General features: G+C 72.4%; 14 protein-coding genes. 12 read left to right on the forward strand and 2 right to left on the reverse strand.

From position 1 onward, the window contains the following. Positions 1 to 73 precede the first annotated feature (73 nt). Positions 74 to 1,240, reverse strand: coding sequence for a UbiH/UbiF/VisC/COQ6 family ubiquinone biosynthesis hydroxylase (locus MBSD_RS06710; RefSeq protein ID WP_082306533.1), 1,167 nt, complete (start codon positions 1,238 to 1,240; stop codon positions 74 to 76). 11 nt (positions 1,241 to 1,251) lie between these two features. Then, the gene (ubiH, locus tag MBSD_RS06715; RefSeq protein ID WP_062536261.1) at positions 1,252 to 2,460 is read right to left on the reverse strand and encodes a 2-octaprenyl-6-methoxyphenyl hydroxylase; all 1,209 of its coding nucleotides are present in this window, start codon (positions 2,458 to 2,460) and stop codon (positions 1,252 to 1,254) included. Between the two features lie 52 nt (positions 2,461 to 2,512). Here ubiH and MBSD_RS06720 point away from each other — a divergent pair, with 52 nt between their 5' ends. From MBSD_RS06720 to MBSD_RS06775, 12 genes are all read left to right on the forward strand, one after another. After that, complete coding sequence (locus MBSD_RS06720) at positions 2,513 to 3,118, forward strand: histidine phosphatase family protein (RefSeq protein WP_062536263.1); 606 nt, start codon at positions 2,513 to 2,515, stop codon at positions 3,116 to 3,118. Positions 3,119 to 3,128: 10 nt separating this feature from the next. Continuing rightward, positions 3,129 to 3,692 carry a DUF6580 family putative transport protein gene (locus MBSD_RS06725; RefSeq protein WP_062536265.1) on the forward strand — a complete coding sequence of 188 codons (564 nt, stop codon included), beginning with the start codon at positions 3,129 to 3,131 and terminating at the stop codon, positions 3,690 to 3,692. Positions 3,693 to 3,814: 122 nt separating this feature from the next. Further along, positions 3,815 to 4,384 carry a cob(I)yrinic acid a,c-diamide adenosyltransferase gene (locus tag MBSD_RS06730; RefSeq protein WP_062536268.1) on the forward strand — a complete coding sequence of 190 codons (570 nt, stop codon included), beginning with the start codon at positions 3,815 to 3,817 and terminating at the stop codon, positions 4,382 to 4,384. Further along, on the forward strand, positions 4,381 to 4,578 hold the full coding sequence (locus MBSD_RS06735; protein ID WP_062536270.1) for a hypothetical protein: 198 nt from the start codon (positions 4,381 to 4,383) through the stop codon (positions 4,576 to 4,578). The genes MBSD_RS06730 and MBSD_RS06735 overlap by 4 nt, the downstream gene beginning before the upstream one ends. Continuing rightward, on the forward strand, positions 4,575 to 5,498 hold the full coding sequence (locus MBSD_RS06740; protein WP_062536272.1) for a histone deacetylase family protein: 924 nt from the start codon (positions 4,575 to 4,577) through the stop codon (positions 5,496 to 5,498). The genes MBSD_RS06735 and MBSD_RS06740 overlap by 4 nt, the downstream gene beginning before the upstream one ends. A gap of 84 nt (positions 5,499 to 5,582) precedes the next feature. Next, complete coding sequence (lptD, locus tag MBSD_RS06745; RefSeq protein WP_237071759.1) at positions 5,583 to 7,859, forward strand: LPS assembly protein LptD; 2,277 nt, start codon at positions 5,583 to 5,585, stop codon at positions 7,857 to 7,859. Positions 7,860 to 7,896: 37 nt separating this feature from the next. Next, entirely contained in the window at positions 7,897 to 9,222 is a 1,326-nt protein-coding gene (locus tag MBSD_RS06750) for a peptidylprolyl isomerase (protein WP_062536274.1), read from the forward strand. After that, positions 9,219 to 10,238 carry a 4-hydroxythreonine-4-phosphate dehydrogenase PdxA gene (gene pdxA / locus MBSD_RS06755; RefSeq protein ID WP_343192907.1) on the forward strand — a complete coding sequence of 340 codons (1,020 nt, stop codon included), beginning with the start codon at positions 9,219 to 9,221 and terminating at the stop codon, positions 10,236 to 10,238. The genes MBSD_RS06750 and pdxA overlap by 4 nt, the downstream gene beginning before the upstream one ends. 54 nt (positions 10,239 to 10,292) lie before the next feature. After that, the gene (gene rsmA / locus MBSD_RS06760) at positions 10,293 to 11,063 is read left to right on the forward strand and encodes a 16S rRNA (adenine(1518)-N(6)/adenine(1519)-N(6))-dimethyltransferase RsmA (RefSeq protein WP_062536276.1); all 771 of its coding nucleotides are present in this window, start codon (positions 10,293 to 10,295) and stop codon (positions 11,061 to 11,063) included. A 43-nt stretch (positions 11,064 to 11,106) separates the two neighbouring features. After that, positions 11,107 to 11,496: a Co2+/Mg2+ efflux protein ApaG gene (apaG, locus tag MBSD_RS06765; RefSeq protein ID WP_062536278.1), complete on the forward strand. Its 390-nt coding sequence runs from the start codon at positions 11,107 to 11,109 to the stop codon at positions 11,494 to 11,496. Then, complete coding sequence (locus MBSD_RS06770) at positions 11,496 to 12,347, forward strand: symmetrical bis(5'-nucleosyl)-tetraphosphatase (RefSeq protein WP_062536280.1); 852 nt, start codon at positions 11,496 to 11,498, stop codon at positions 12,345 to 12,347. Before apaG ends, MBSD_RS06770 begins: the two co-directional genes overlap by 1 nt. A gap of 278 nt (positions 12,348 to 12,625) precedes the next feature. Continuing rightward, the gene (locus tag MBSD_RS06775) at positions 12,626 to 13,228 is read left to right on the forward strand and encodes an SH3 domain-containing protein (protein ID WP_062536282.1); all 603 of its coding nucleotides are present in this window, start codon (positions 12,626 to 12,628) and stop codon (positions 13,226 to 13,228) included. Positions 13,229 to 13,328: the final 100 nt, after the last annotated feature.

Consider the following 13,328-nt stretch of genomic DNA (forward strand, 5'->3'; position numbering starts at 1 on the left):
AATCCCGGGTTCGCCCCGGGTGAACAACCTACTGAGAGATCACAACTAGCGCCGAACGCGGCGCGGATGTCGCTCAGCGCCCCGCCGCGTGCTCGCCCAGGCGGCGCTTCAGCGGCGTCAGCCGGTCGAGCAAGCGCACGCCCAGGCCGCGCAACGCCACCAGCGGCTCGGCTTCGAGCGCGAACACGCGCGCCAGGGCGTCGAACGACAGCGCGTCCAGCGTGTCGGCGCTGCGCCGGCGGCGCGCGTAGCGGCGCAGCACGTGCGCCACGGCGAAATCGCGGCCTGCGTCGCGCGCGGCGCGCAGCGTGTCGCGCAGTTCGGCCACGTCGCGCAGGCCGAGGTTGACGCCCTGCCCGGCCAGCGGATGCACCGTGTGCGCGGCGTCGCCGAGCAGGACGAAGCGCGCGGCGTCGTAACGCTCGGCCAGCTTCAGGCGCAGCGGGAACGCCGCGCGCGGCGTGACGGCGACGATGCGGCCCAGACGGAAATCGCCGGCGACGCCGACCTCGGTGCAGAACGCCGCGTCGTCCAGTGCCAGCACGCGCGCGGCCTCGGCGTCCGGCAGCGACCACACGATCGAGCAGCGTCCGTCCGCCAGCGGCAGGAACGCGATCGGCCCGCCGGGCAGGAAACGCTGCCACGCGGTCTGTTCGTGCGAGCGCTCGGTGGCGACGTGCGCGACCACCGCGCGCTGGCCGTAGTCGCGGCCGCGCACGGCGATGCCGGCGCGCTCGCGCAACGGCGACTGCGCGCCGTCGGCGGCCACCAGCAGGCGCGCCGACAGCGCGCTGCCGTCGGCCAGCTCCAGCGCCACGCGGTCCTCGCGCACGGCGAAGTCGCGCAGCTCGGCCGGACACAGGCGGCGCACGCCGGCCGCATCCAGCGCCTGCCACAGGCGGTCCTGCACCAGCCGGTTCTCGACGATCCAGCCGAGCGCGTCGCGGCCCTGCTGCGCGGCGTCGAAATCCAGCGCCGCGCCGTTGGCGGCATCCCACACGTGCATGTGCCGGTACGGCGAGACGCGCGCGGTGGCGATCGCCTCCCACACGCCGAGCTCGCGCAGCAGCGCCGCCGAGGACGGCGCCAGCGCGACCACGCGCAGGTCCACCTCGTCCTCCGCGCGCCACGGCGCCGGCGCGCGCGCCTCGATCAGGCAGGCGCCGAAGCCGGCGCGCGTCAGCGCCAGCGCGCAGGCGGCGCCGACCATGCCGCCGCCGACCACGGCGACGTCGGGCATCGCGCGGCGGCTCACCCGGCCGACTCCAGCACGGCGCGCGGCGGCGCGCCGCGGAAGCCCATGCCGCGCCACGCCAGCGCGCGCTTCAGCGGCGGCACGCGGTCGCAGGCGATCAGCGCCAGCGAGCGCAGCGGCGCCAGCGCCGGTTCGGCCAGGCAGGCGAGGCCGACCAGGCCGTGGCTCATCGCCATCGTGCCCTCACGGTCCTCGGCGCGGCGCGCGGCGTAGGCGCGCAGCAGCGCGGCGTCGCCGGGATCGGCGGCGTCCGCGGCCAGCTCGGCCAGGGTCAGCGCATCGCGCAGGCCGAGGTTGAAGCCCTGCGCGCCGATCGGATGGATCGTCTGCGCGGCATTGCCGACCAGCACCGCGCGCGGCGCGGTCAACGCGGTCGCGGCGACACGGCGGATGCGATACGGATGCCGCACGCCCGCACGCTCCAGCCGGCCCAGCCGCCAGCCGAAACGCCCCTGCGCCAGCGCGAGGAAGGCCTCGTCGTGCAGCGCGGCGACGCGCTCGCCGTCGGCGGCGGGCACGGTCAGCACCAGGCCGGCGCGGCCCTGCGCCAGCGGCAGCAGCGCCACCGGGCCGTCGTCGGCGAAGCGTTCGTAGGCGCAACCGTCCGGCGCGCGCTCGGGGGTGACGGTGGCGACGAACAGCGTCTGCGCGTAATCGTGCACCTCGGCCTCGATGCCGAGACGCGCGCGCACGAACGACTCGGTGCCGTCGGCGCCGACCACCAGGCGCGCCAGCAGCTCGCGCTCGCCGGCGGCGGTGCGCAGGCGCGCGCGCCAGCCGTCGGCGTGCGGCGCGAGTTCGACCAGCGCCGCCGGCGCATGGCGCAGTAGCCGCGTGCATGTCTCGAGGCGCGCCAGCAGCGCGCGGCCGAGCTCGCGCGCCGGCAGCGTGAAGCCCAGTGCATCGACGCCGAACTCCGTGGCGGCGAGTCGCGTCGCGCCGAACTCGCCGGCGCGGCTGACGTGCACGCGGCGGATCGCCGTCGCCTGCGCCTCGGCGTGCGGCCACACGCCGAGCGCGCGCAGGCCGTTGACGCTGGCGCGCGACAGCGCGAGGTTGCGCTCGTCGTAGCTGGGCTGCGCGTCCACGCGAGGCGCCGCCGCCTCCACCAGCACGGCGTCGCGGCCGGCCGCGTCCAGCGCGATGGCCAGGCTGGCGCCGACCAGGCCGCCGCCGACGATCAGGATTTCGGTGCGTTCGGGCATCCCCGCATGATACGCGGCACGGCTAAGATGCGGCCATGACGCGGAGCAGGCGATGGAGCTGATCCTGGTGCGGCACGGCGGCGCCGATGCACCGGTCGGCACGTGCGTCGGCTGCTCCGACCCGCCGTTGGCGGTGGCAGGCTTCACCGCCATGCAGCGCCTCGCCGCCGGCTGGACCGCGCCGCCTCCGCGTTTCCTGTTCAGTTCCGACCTCAGGCGCGCGCAGCAGAGCGCGCAGGTGCTGGCCGCGCGCTTCGCGCTGGAGCCGCTGGCCGACGCGCGCCTGCGCGAAACCGATTTCGGCGAATGGGAAGGCAGGCGCTGGGAGTGGGTCATGGCGAACGACGCCGGGCGCCACCGCCACTGGGCCGAGAACTGGGTGATCCAGCCCGCGCCCGGCGGCGAGAGCTTCGCCGACGTGGTGCGCCGCACCGGCGCCTGGCTGTCGGCGCTGCTGGCGGCGACGCGCGAGGGCGATTGCGTGCTGGCCGTGGCGCACCAGGGCTCGATCCGCGCGCTGCTCTGCCACGCGCTCGGCCTGCCGCCGGCGCGCGCGCCGGCGCTGCGCGTCGATCCGGCGCACGCCGTGCGCATCGCCTGCCGGGGCGGGCAGTTTGAAGTATGCTATTCGAACGTTCCGAGCTTTCAGTGGGAGTAAAGACGTCGCCATGGAATCCGCCGCCGCGGCCCGCACCTTCACCCCCCGCACCCTGGTCCTGACCGGCATGATCGCGTTCGCGGTCGGCGTGCGGCTGCTGATCCACTTCGTGCCCGGCGTGCTGCCGTGGCACTTCACCCCGGTGGAGGCCATCGCGCTGTTCGGCGGCGCCTACTTCAGCGACCGGCGCACGGCGCTGATCGTGCCGCTCGCCGCCATGCTCGTCTCCGACCTGATCATCGGCACCTATGCGCTGATGCCGGTGATCTATGCCTGCATCGCCGCCAGCACGGTGCTCGGCTTCGGCCTGCGCGGCCGCGCGACGGCGCTGCGCGTGGCCGGCTACGGCGTCGCCGGTTCGGTGCTGTTCTTCGTGGTCACCAACTTCGCCGAGTGGGCGGTCGGCGGCACCGAGTTCTGCCGCGCCGGCCTGCTGCCCTGCTACGTCGCCGCGCTGCCGTTCTTCAAGACCTGGCTGGCCGGCACGCTGGCGTGGAGCGCGTTGCTGTTCGGCGGCTTCGCCCTGCTCGGCCGCAGCTTCCCGGCGCTGGCGCCGCAGCCGGCGCGCGCCTGACGCGCGCCCCGCGCCGCGCGCATCCCGCTCACGGCGCCGCCCGTCGCGCGCGTGCTGCGATGCGCGCTGCGCGGCCGCGGCGCCGGGTTTACCATCACGCCCCTTTCATCGCGGAGCGCAGCGTGGGCAACCGGCTCTCCAGGATCTACACCCGCACCGGCGACGACGGCAGCACCGGCCTCGGCGACGGCACGCGCGTCGGCAAGGACTCGCCGCGCGTCGAAGCCTACGGCACCGTCGACGAACTGAACTGCGCGATCGGCATGGTGCTGGCGGCGGAGGGCGTGCCCGCCGACGTCCGCGAAACCCTGACGCAGGTGCAGCACGACCTGTTCGACCTCGGCGGCGAGCTGTGCATCCCCGGCATGGCGACGATCGAGGACCGCGACATCGCCCGGCTGGAGGCGACGCTCGACCGCTTCAACGAGCACCTGCCGCCGCTCAAGGAGTTCATCCTGCCGGGCGGCGGCATGGCGGCGGCCTGCTGCCACCTCGCCCGCACCGTGTGCCGGCGCGCCGAGCGCGCGACGGTGACGCTGGCGCGGCAGGAGACGATCCGCCCGCAGGCGCTGCGCTACCTGAATCGCCTGTCCGATCTGTTGTTCGTGCTGGCGCGCGTGCTGGCCCGCGCCAGCGGCCACGGCGAGACGCTGTGGCAGCACGAGCGGCGCCGCAAGGATCCCGCGCCATGAACGCCAGGGCCTACCTCGGCCTCAGCAGCGCGATCTTCGGGCTGGCCGCGCTGGCGCACGCGCTGCGCCTGTTGCAGGGCTGGAGCCTGCACCTGGGGCCGCTGACGGTCCCGCCGTGGGCGTCCTGGGTCGGCCTGCTGGCCGGCGCCACGCTGTGCGCCTGGGGTCTGGCCCTGTACCGACGCTCCGCGTGACGCTCCGCCTCTACACCCACGCCGCCTGCCTCGGCCACCATCCCGGGCCCGGCCACCCGGAAGCGCCGGCGCGACTGGAGGCGGTGCTGCAGGCGCTCGACCACGACCGCTTCGCCGCGCTGGACCGCGTCGAGGCGCCGGCGGCGACGCGCGAGCAGCTGCTGCGGGTGCACGCCGCGGAACACCTCGCGCGCGTGTTCGGCGCCGCGCCGCAGGACGGCTTCAGCCGCCTCGATCCGGACACCGCGATGTCGCCCGGCTCGCTGGAGGCCGCGCTGCGCGCGGTCGGCGCCTGCTGCGCGGCGGTGGACGCGGTGATGGCCGGCGAAACGCGGCGCGCGTTCTGCGCGGTGCGTCCACCCGGACACCACGCCACCCGCGACGCGGCGATGGGCTTCTGCCTGTTCAACAACGTCGCCGCCGCCGCGGCGCACGCGCTGGAGGCGCACCAGCTCAGGCGCGTCGCGGTGGTCGACTTCGACGTGCACCACGGCAACGGCACGCAGGCGATCTTCTGGGACGAGCCGCGCGTGCTGTACGCCTCCAGCCACCAGATGCCGCTGTACCCCGGCACCGGCGCGATCAACGAGCGCGGCGCCGGCAACATCGTCAACGCGCCGCTGCCGCCGGGCAGCGGCCCGGAGCCGTTCCGCGACGCCTGGGAGCACCTGCTGCTGCCGCGGCTGTTCGCGTTCCGCCCGCAACTGGTGCTGGTGTCGGCCGGTTTCGACGCCCACCGCCTCGATCCGCTGGCCAATCTGGACGTCGAGACCGAGGACTACGCCTGGATCACCCGGCGGCTGGTGGACCTGGCCGAGGCGCACGCCGGCGGGCGGCTGGTCTCCAGCCTGGAGGGTGGCTACAGCCTGACCGCGCTGCGCGCGGCCTGCGCCGCCCATGTCGGCGCGCTGCTGGGCTGAGCGGCCCGTCGGCGCCATTTGCCGCCGGGCCGCGCTTTCGGGCATCTTACGGCCCTTCCCATCCTGTCCTGGACGACCGGACCCGTGCAGCGTCGCTCACGCCCACTGCCGTCGCGGCGGCTCCTCGCGCTCGCCACCACCCTCGCCCTGTACGGCGCCGCCGGCGCGGCGCAGGCGGGCGACGACGTCTGCCCGCTGGGCGCGTTCACCTGTCCGAAGAAGCCGGTCAGCTACGCGCTGTGCAAGCCGAACGCGCTGCTCGGCTTCTACGTGCCGGACCTGCCGCAGGACCCGAACCTGCGCGAACAGGCGACGACCGACGTCGACGCCGCCGAGCTGCAGAGCCCGGACAGCAACGTGTTCCACCTGAGCGGCGACGTGCGCATGCAGCGCGCCGACCAGCTGCTGCGCACGGAACGCCTCGACTACACCCGCGACAGCACGGCCTACAGCGCCAGCGGCGGCGTGCGCTATCAGGACCACGGCCTGCTGTTCTCCGCCGACGCCATGCAGGGCACGACCACGCCGAATCGCGCGCACGCCGACGACGTGCGCTACCAGCTGCTGCAGTCGCGCGGCAACGGCGTCGCCCGCAGCGCCGAGCTGCAGGACAAGCAGCACAGCACGTTCCGGAGCGTCACCTACTCGACCTGCGATCCGGATGCGCGCCAGTGGGAGCTGCACGCCAGCTCGCTCAGCATCGACCGCGCCAGCGGCGTCGGCCGCGCGCGCAACGTCAGCATGTGGTACGACGGGGTGCCGTTCTTCTACTTCCCGTACCTGCGTTTCCCGGTCGACGACCGTCGGCAGACCGGCTTCCTGTACCCTTCGCTGGTCAACTCGAACAACGCCGGCTTCAGCATCACCCTGCCGTTCTATCTCAACCTGGCGCCCAACTACGACGCCACGCTGTACCCACGCAGCTACTCCTCGCGCGGCTACATGCTCGGCGGCGAGTTCCGTTTCCTCACCGAGTCCAGCAAGGGCCAGCTCGAGTTCACCTACCTGCCCGACGATCGCGAGGCGCACCGCGACCGCGGCTCGCTGAACTTCCTCGGCAGTACTCGGGTGGCGCCGGGCTGGAGCTTCAGCACCAACATCAATCGCGTTTCCGATGCGCATTACTTCGAGGATTTCGGCAACAGCCTGCTCTCCGCCGCCACCTCGGTGCTGGGCTCGAACGCCTACCTGAACGGCTCCGGGGACTGGTGGTCGGCCGGCCTCGGCGTCGACGCCTACCAGCTGACCGACCCCACCCTGCCGGTCAGCGCCGAGCCGTACAAGCGTCTGCCGCGCCTGTATTTCAACGGCGAGAACGGCATGTTCGGCGAAGACAGCGGCCTGCGCTGGGGCGTGCGCAGCGAAGCGGTGGCGTTCCGCAAGCCCGACGCGCTGGAAGGCGACCGCATCGACCTGTTTCCGTACATCACCTGGCCGCTGGAGGGCGCCGCCTGGTTCGTGCGCCCGGAAGTCGGCTACCGCTACACCGCCTACGACCTGCACCGCGACACCGACAACCACCCCAGTCGCAGCGTGCCGATCGCCGATGTCGACGCGGGCCTGATTTTCGAGCGCGACACCCGCCTGTTCGGCGACAGCTATACGCAGACGCTCGAGCCGCGGCTGTACTACCTGCGCGTGCCCTACCGCAACCAGGACAACCTGCCGATCTTCGATTCGCGGCTGCTGACCTTCGACTACTGGCAGCTTTTCAGCAGCAACCGCTTCGCCGGCGCCGACCGCCAGGGCGACGCCAACGACCTCACCGTGGCGCTGACCACGCGCCTGCTCGACGGCGGCGGCGTGGAGCGCATGTCGGCCAGCATCGGCCGCATCTACTACTTCGACCCGCAGCGCGTGCAGTTGCCCGGGCAGCCCGATACCGACTTCGCCGGCTCCAACTACGTCGCCGAATTCACCCTGCAACTGAACGACCGCTGGCGCATGACGGCCTCGCAGCAGTGGAATCCGAACACCAACACGACCGACGTGTCGACGGTGGGCTTCCAGCGCCGCATCGCCGACGACGGCATCCTGAACTTCGCCTACCGCTACCGGCGCAACCTGCTGGAACAATACGACGTCTCCACGGTCTTTCCGGTCAACGACCGCTGGAGCCTCGTCGGCCGCTGGAACTACTCGGTGCGCGACCATCGCACCCTCGAGGCCTTCGCCGGCGTGCAGTACGACAGTTGCTGCGTGGCGGTGCGGCTGCTGCAGCGCCACTTCGTGCACAACTTCCAAGGCCAGAGCGACAATGCCACCTATTTCGAGATCGAATTCAAGGGCATCGGCAACGTCGGCCAGCAGACGGGCACCTTCCTGCGCCGTGCTATCCTTGGCTATCAAGGCTACGAATGACCGCGCCGCATCCCGCCCGGCCTGAGACCGCCCACGCATGAAACGCATCGCCGCCCTCTTTCTGCTGGCGCTGGCCGGCAGCGTCCTGCCCCAGGCGCGCGCGCAGTTGCTGCAACCGACGCAGCCGCTGGACCGCATCGTCGCCGTGGTCAACGACGACGTGATCCTGCAGAGCCAGCTCGACCAGGCCATGCAGGGCATCCAGCGCCAGTACGCCAATCAGCCGCAGCGGCTGCCGCCGCAGGACATCCTGCAGCGCCAGGTGCTGGAACGGCTGGTGCTCGAGCGCCTGCAGGTGCAGCGCGCCAACGAGGAAGGCATCCGCGTCGCCGACGGCGAGGTCGATGCGGCGATCGCCAACATCGCCCGGCAGAACAACCTCACCCTGCCGCAACTGCGCGAGGCGCTGGCGCAGCAGGGCTACGACTACGCGCAGTACCGCAACCAGCTGCGCGACCAGATCCTGGTGCAGCGCCTGCGCCAGAAGGTGCTGCAGGGCGCGGTGCAAGTCAGCGACACCGAGATCGACAACCTGCTCTCCAGCCCCGGCTTCAAGAGCGGCGAGGTGCATCTCGCGCACATCGTGGTCGGCGTGCCGCAGGGCGCCAGCGCCGACGACATCGCCAAGGCGCAGGCCAAGGTGCAGCAGGTCGAGGCCGACCTGAAGAACGGCATGGATTTCGCCGCCGCCGCGATCCGCTACTCCGACGCGCCGGACGCCCTCGAGGGCGGCGACCTCGGCTGGCGCCGCTACGACGAGGTGCCGAGCGCCTTCGTCAACATGGTGGCCGACATGCAGCCCGGCCAGGTCACGGACGCGCTGCGCGGCCCCGGCGGCTTCCAGATCCTCAAGCTGATCGAGAAGCGCGATGCCGCCGGCAAGCAGATGGTCACGGAGTACCACGCGCGCCATATCATGGTGCGCACCACGGAACTGGTCACGCCGCAGCAGGCCGAGCAGAAGGCGCGCGACCTCTACCAGCGCATCGTCGACAAGCACGAGGACTTCGCCAAGTTGGCGAAGGAGAATTCCGACGACACCGGCAGCGCCAACCTCGGCGGCGATCTCGGCTGGTTCCAGCAGGACGAGTACGGCACGGCCATCGGCCAGGTGCTGGCCGGCCTGAAGGACGGCGAGGTCTCGCCGCCGTTCCAGGTCGATGACGCCTGGCACATCGTGCAGCGTCTCGGCACGCGCGAGGTCGACCGCAGCAAGGAAATGCAGCGCGAACAGGCGCGCCAGGCGATCCAGAACCGCAAGGCCGAGGAAGCCTACGACGACTTCCTGCGCAGCCTGCGTGCCGACGCCTACGTCGACCTGCGCGTCGGACAGGGCGCCGCGGCGGGCGCCGGCGCGCCGTGACCGCCGGGCCCGTGCTGCCGCGTCTCGCCGTCACCCCCGGCGAGCCGGCGGGCGTCGGGCCGGAACTCGTCGCACGCCTCGCCGCCACGCCGATCGCGGCCGACCTGGTCGCGATCGCCGATCCCGGGCTGCTCGACCGCGCCGCGCGCGCCGCCGGCGTCGCGATCAACCTCGAGCCCTACGATCCCGGCCGCCGCATCGCCCTGCGCGCCCCCGGCGCGCTGCGCGTGCTCGCCGCGCCGCTGCGCGCGACCGAACAGCCCGGCCGGCCCGATCCGCGCAATGCGTTCTACGTGCTGAACACGCTGGCGCGCGCCGCCGACGGCTGCCTCGCCGGCGAGTTCGACGCACTGGTCACCGGGCCGGTGCAGAAGTCGGCGATCAACGACGCCGGCGAAGCGTTCAGCGGCCACACCGAGTTCCTCGCCGAACGCGCCGGCGCCGAAGTGGTGATGATGCTGGCCAGCGACGCGCTGCGCGTCGCGCTCGCCACCACCCACCTGCCGCTGGCCGAGGTGCCGGCGGCGATCACGCGCGAGGGCCTCGCGCGCACGCTGCGCATCGTGCGGCGCGAGCTGGTCGCCAAGTTCGGCATCGCGCGGCCGCGCATCGCCGTGCTCGGCCTCAACCCGCACGCCGGCGAGGGCGGCCACCTCGGCCGCGAGGAGATCGAGACGATCGCGCCGGTGATGGAGGCGCTGCGCGCCGAAGGCTTCGACCTGCTCGGCCCGCTGCCCGCCGACACCGCGTTCGTGCCGGCGATGCGCGCGCGCTACGACGCCGTGCTGGCGATGTACCACGACCAGGCGCTGCCGGTGCTGAAGAGCGAGGCCTTCGACCGCACGGTCAACCTCACCCTCGGCCTGCCTTTCGTGCGCACCTCGGTCGACCACGGCACCGCGCTGGAATTGGCCGGCACGGGTCGTGCCGATCCCGCCAGCCTGATCGCCGCCGCGCACATGGCGCTCGAACTCGCAGCAGCGGGAAAAGCGCGAAGAGGCGCGAGCAACGCGTAAACGCCGCGCGCTCATCTCGCCCCATTTCTCGCTTCCCCACTTTTCCGGCCCCTTATGCGCGCCAAAAAGAGCTTCGGCCAGCACTTCCTGCACGAGCGCGGCTACATCGAGCGCATCGTCGCGGCGATCGCGCCCAGGGCGGGCGACCGCCTGGTCGAGATCGGTCCCGGCGAAGGCGCGCTGACGCTGCCGCTGCTGGACGCCGCCGGCGCGTTGACCGCGATCGAGCTGGACACCGACCTGATCCCGCAGCTCGAAGCGCGCGCTCGCGATCACGGCAAGCTGACCATCGTCCACGCCGACGTGCTCACCGTCGACTTCACCGCGCTGGCCGCCGGCGGCCGCCTGCGCCTCGCCGGCAATCTGCCCTATTACATCTCCAGCCCGATCCTGTTCCATTGCCTCGAGCACGCCGACGCCATCGCCGACATGCACTTCATGCTGCAGAAGGAAGTGGTCGACCGCATGGCCGCCGCGCCGGGCAGCAAGGTGTACGGCCGCCTGAGCGTGATGCTGCAGCTCGCCTGCCGCGTCGAGCCGCTGTTCCGCGTGCCGCCGGGCGCGTTCCGCCCGCCGCCCAAGGTGGATTCGGCCGTGGTGCGCCTGGTGCCGCTGCCGCCTGCCCAACGTCCGCAGGTCGATGCGCAGCGCCTTGCCACCGTGGTCAAGGCCGCGTTCGGCCAGCGCCGCAAGACGCTCGGCAACGCGCTGAAGGGCGTGCTCGACGAAGCGGCGATTCGCGGTGCCGGCGTCGACCCGCGCGCCCGCGCGGAGACGCTCGCGCCGGCCGACTTCGTACGACTCGCTGCTGCGCCTGCCGCCTGAGGCGGGCTTGCCGGCCGCGACGGCGCTGGCCGACAATCGGGTCATGAGCGCCCCGCAACCTCCGCCCTACGCCATCGACGTCGCAGTCGAGACCCGCTTCGTGCCGGAGCAGTCGCAGCCGGACGCGAACCGCTTCGTGTTCGCCTACACCATCACCATCCGCAACCGCGGCAAGCTGCCGGCGCGGCTGCTGTCGCGGCACTGGGTGATCACCGACGCCAACGGCAAGGTCGAGGAAGTGCGCGGCGAAGGCGTGGTCGGCGAGCAACCCTGGCTGCGCCCGGGCGACGATTTCCAGTACACCTCCGGCGCGGTGCTGGAGACGGCGATCGGCACCATGCGCGGCAGCTACGAGATGCTCGCCGATGACGGCGCGCGCTTCGAGGCGCCGATCCCGCAGTTCACGCTGTCGATTCCGCGGACCCTGCACTGATGGCGGTCTGGGCGATCGGCGACGTCCAGGGCTGCTATCCCGAACTGCAGCGCCTGCTCGAGAAGCTGCGCTTCGATCCCGCGCGGGACACGCTGTGGTTCTGCGGCGACCTGGTCAACCGCGGCGGCGAATCGCTGGAGGTGCTGCGGCTGGCCTACTCGCTGCGCGAGCGCAGCATCGTCACGCTCGGCAACCACGACCTCAGCCTGCTCGCCGTCGCCGAGCGCAAGCAGGAGTCGCAGGCCAAGGCCAACCCGGATCTGCGCCGCGTGCTGTTCGCCGACGACCGCGACGCCCTGCTCGGCTGGCTGCGCGCGCAGAAGCTGCTGCACCACGACGCCGCGCTCGGCTGGACGATGGTGCACGCCGGCCTGGCGCCGTCGTGGACGCTGGAGCAGGCGCAGCGCATCGCGCGCGAGGTCGAGCAGGCACTGACCGGCCCGCAGTACCGCAAGCTGCTGAAACAGATGTTCGGCGACCGGCCGGCGACGTGGAATCCGAAGCTGCGCGGCATCGACCGCCTGCGCGCGGCGATCAACGTGCTGACGCGCATGCGCTACTGCGACGTACGCGGCCGCATCGCCTTCGAGGAGAAAGGTACGCCGGGCACGCAGAAACCAGGTTTGTATCCCTGGTACGAGGTGCCCGGCACGGTGCGCCGCGACACGCGCATCATCTGCGGCCACTGGTCGGCGCTCGGCCGCTTCGCCGGCCTCGGCATCCACGCCATCGACACCGGCTGCGTGTGGGGCGGCACGCTCACCGCCCTGCGCCTGGACACGCCCGACCCGCTCTATGTCGCCGTCGACGCCGAGCCGCAGCGCCAGCGCACGGGCGGCAGCGAGGAGTAGGCGGGGCTCGGCCATCGCCTCTCCTGCGGACTGGCCGCGGTGTGCGGCCGTCGCCTCGCGATGCAACGCGCACGTCCGTCAGCAAGATGTCGCCGCGCCGCGCAACCGTTGACCGACTTCGCGCCGCGTCGACCCGAGCTGCGTCGCGCCGCCCAGCCGCTTCCCTCGCAGCGCCATTGATCTCGCGCAAGGTGCGCCAGACGCGCGATGGCTACATGCCAATGGCGACGCCGTCGGTAGCTGCCCGCGTCTTTGGCGGGCCGACCGAGGAGGACGACATGAAGAAGCTCGGCGCGTTGGGCTTCCTGCTGATGCTGGCGGTGCTGCTGCCCGGTCTGGCGCAGGCACAGCGCGTGTACACCGCCGTCAGCGTGCATCTGCGCGCGGGTCCGGCGCCCGACTATCCGGTCGTCGCCATCGTCCCCGCCGGCATCGCCATCTCCGTGCAGGGCTGCCTCGGCGACTACAGCTGGTGCGACGTCGTCATCGGGCCGGACCGCGGCTGGATGTATGGCGCCTACATCATGTATCCGTACTACGATCGCGACGTGCCCGTGATCTACTACGGTCCGCGGATCGGCATCACCGTGGTCGGCTTCGTCCTGCCGGACTACTGGCACGAGCACTACCGCAATCGCTACTTCTACCGCGACCGCGACCGCTGGGAGTACCGCTACCGCGCGCACCGAGCGGGCCCGCCACCACCGCCGCCGCACCGGCCGTACCCGCCCGGACAGCATCCGCCACAACCGCCGCAACACGGCCCGGGAACCCCACGCTCCCATCCGCCCGGCCAAGACAGACAACAGCCACCCAAGAAACCCAAGAAGGGCGGGCCCGGCGGACACCCGCCCCGGGACGATGACAGCCGTCAGAGGTAGCGCAGGGCCAGCGGCCTGCCGGGATGCCGCGCTTTGCGTGCGTCCCATTGGACAGAAAAGTGCACTCTGAAAACTCATGTCGCCGCCTCCTGCGCGTGGC

The sequence above is a fragment of the Mizugakiibacter sediminis genome, assembly GCF_000953855.2.
Taxonomy (GTDB): Bacteria; Pseudomonadota; Gammaproteobacteria; order Xanthomonadales; family Rhodanobacteraceae; genus Mizugakiibacter; species Mizugakiibacter sediminis.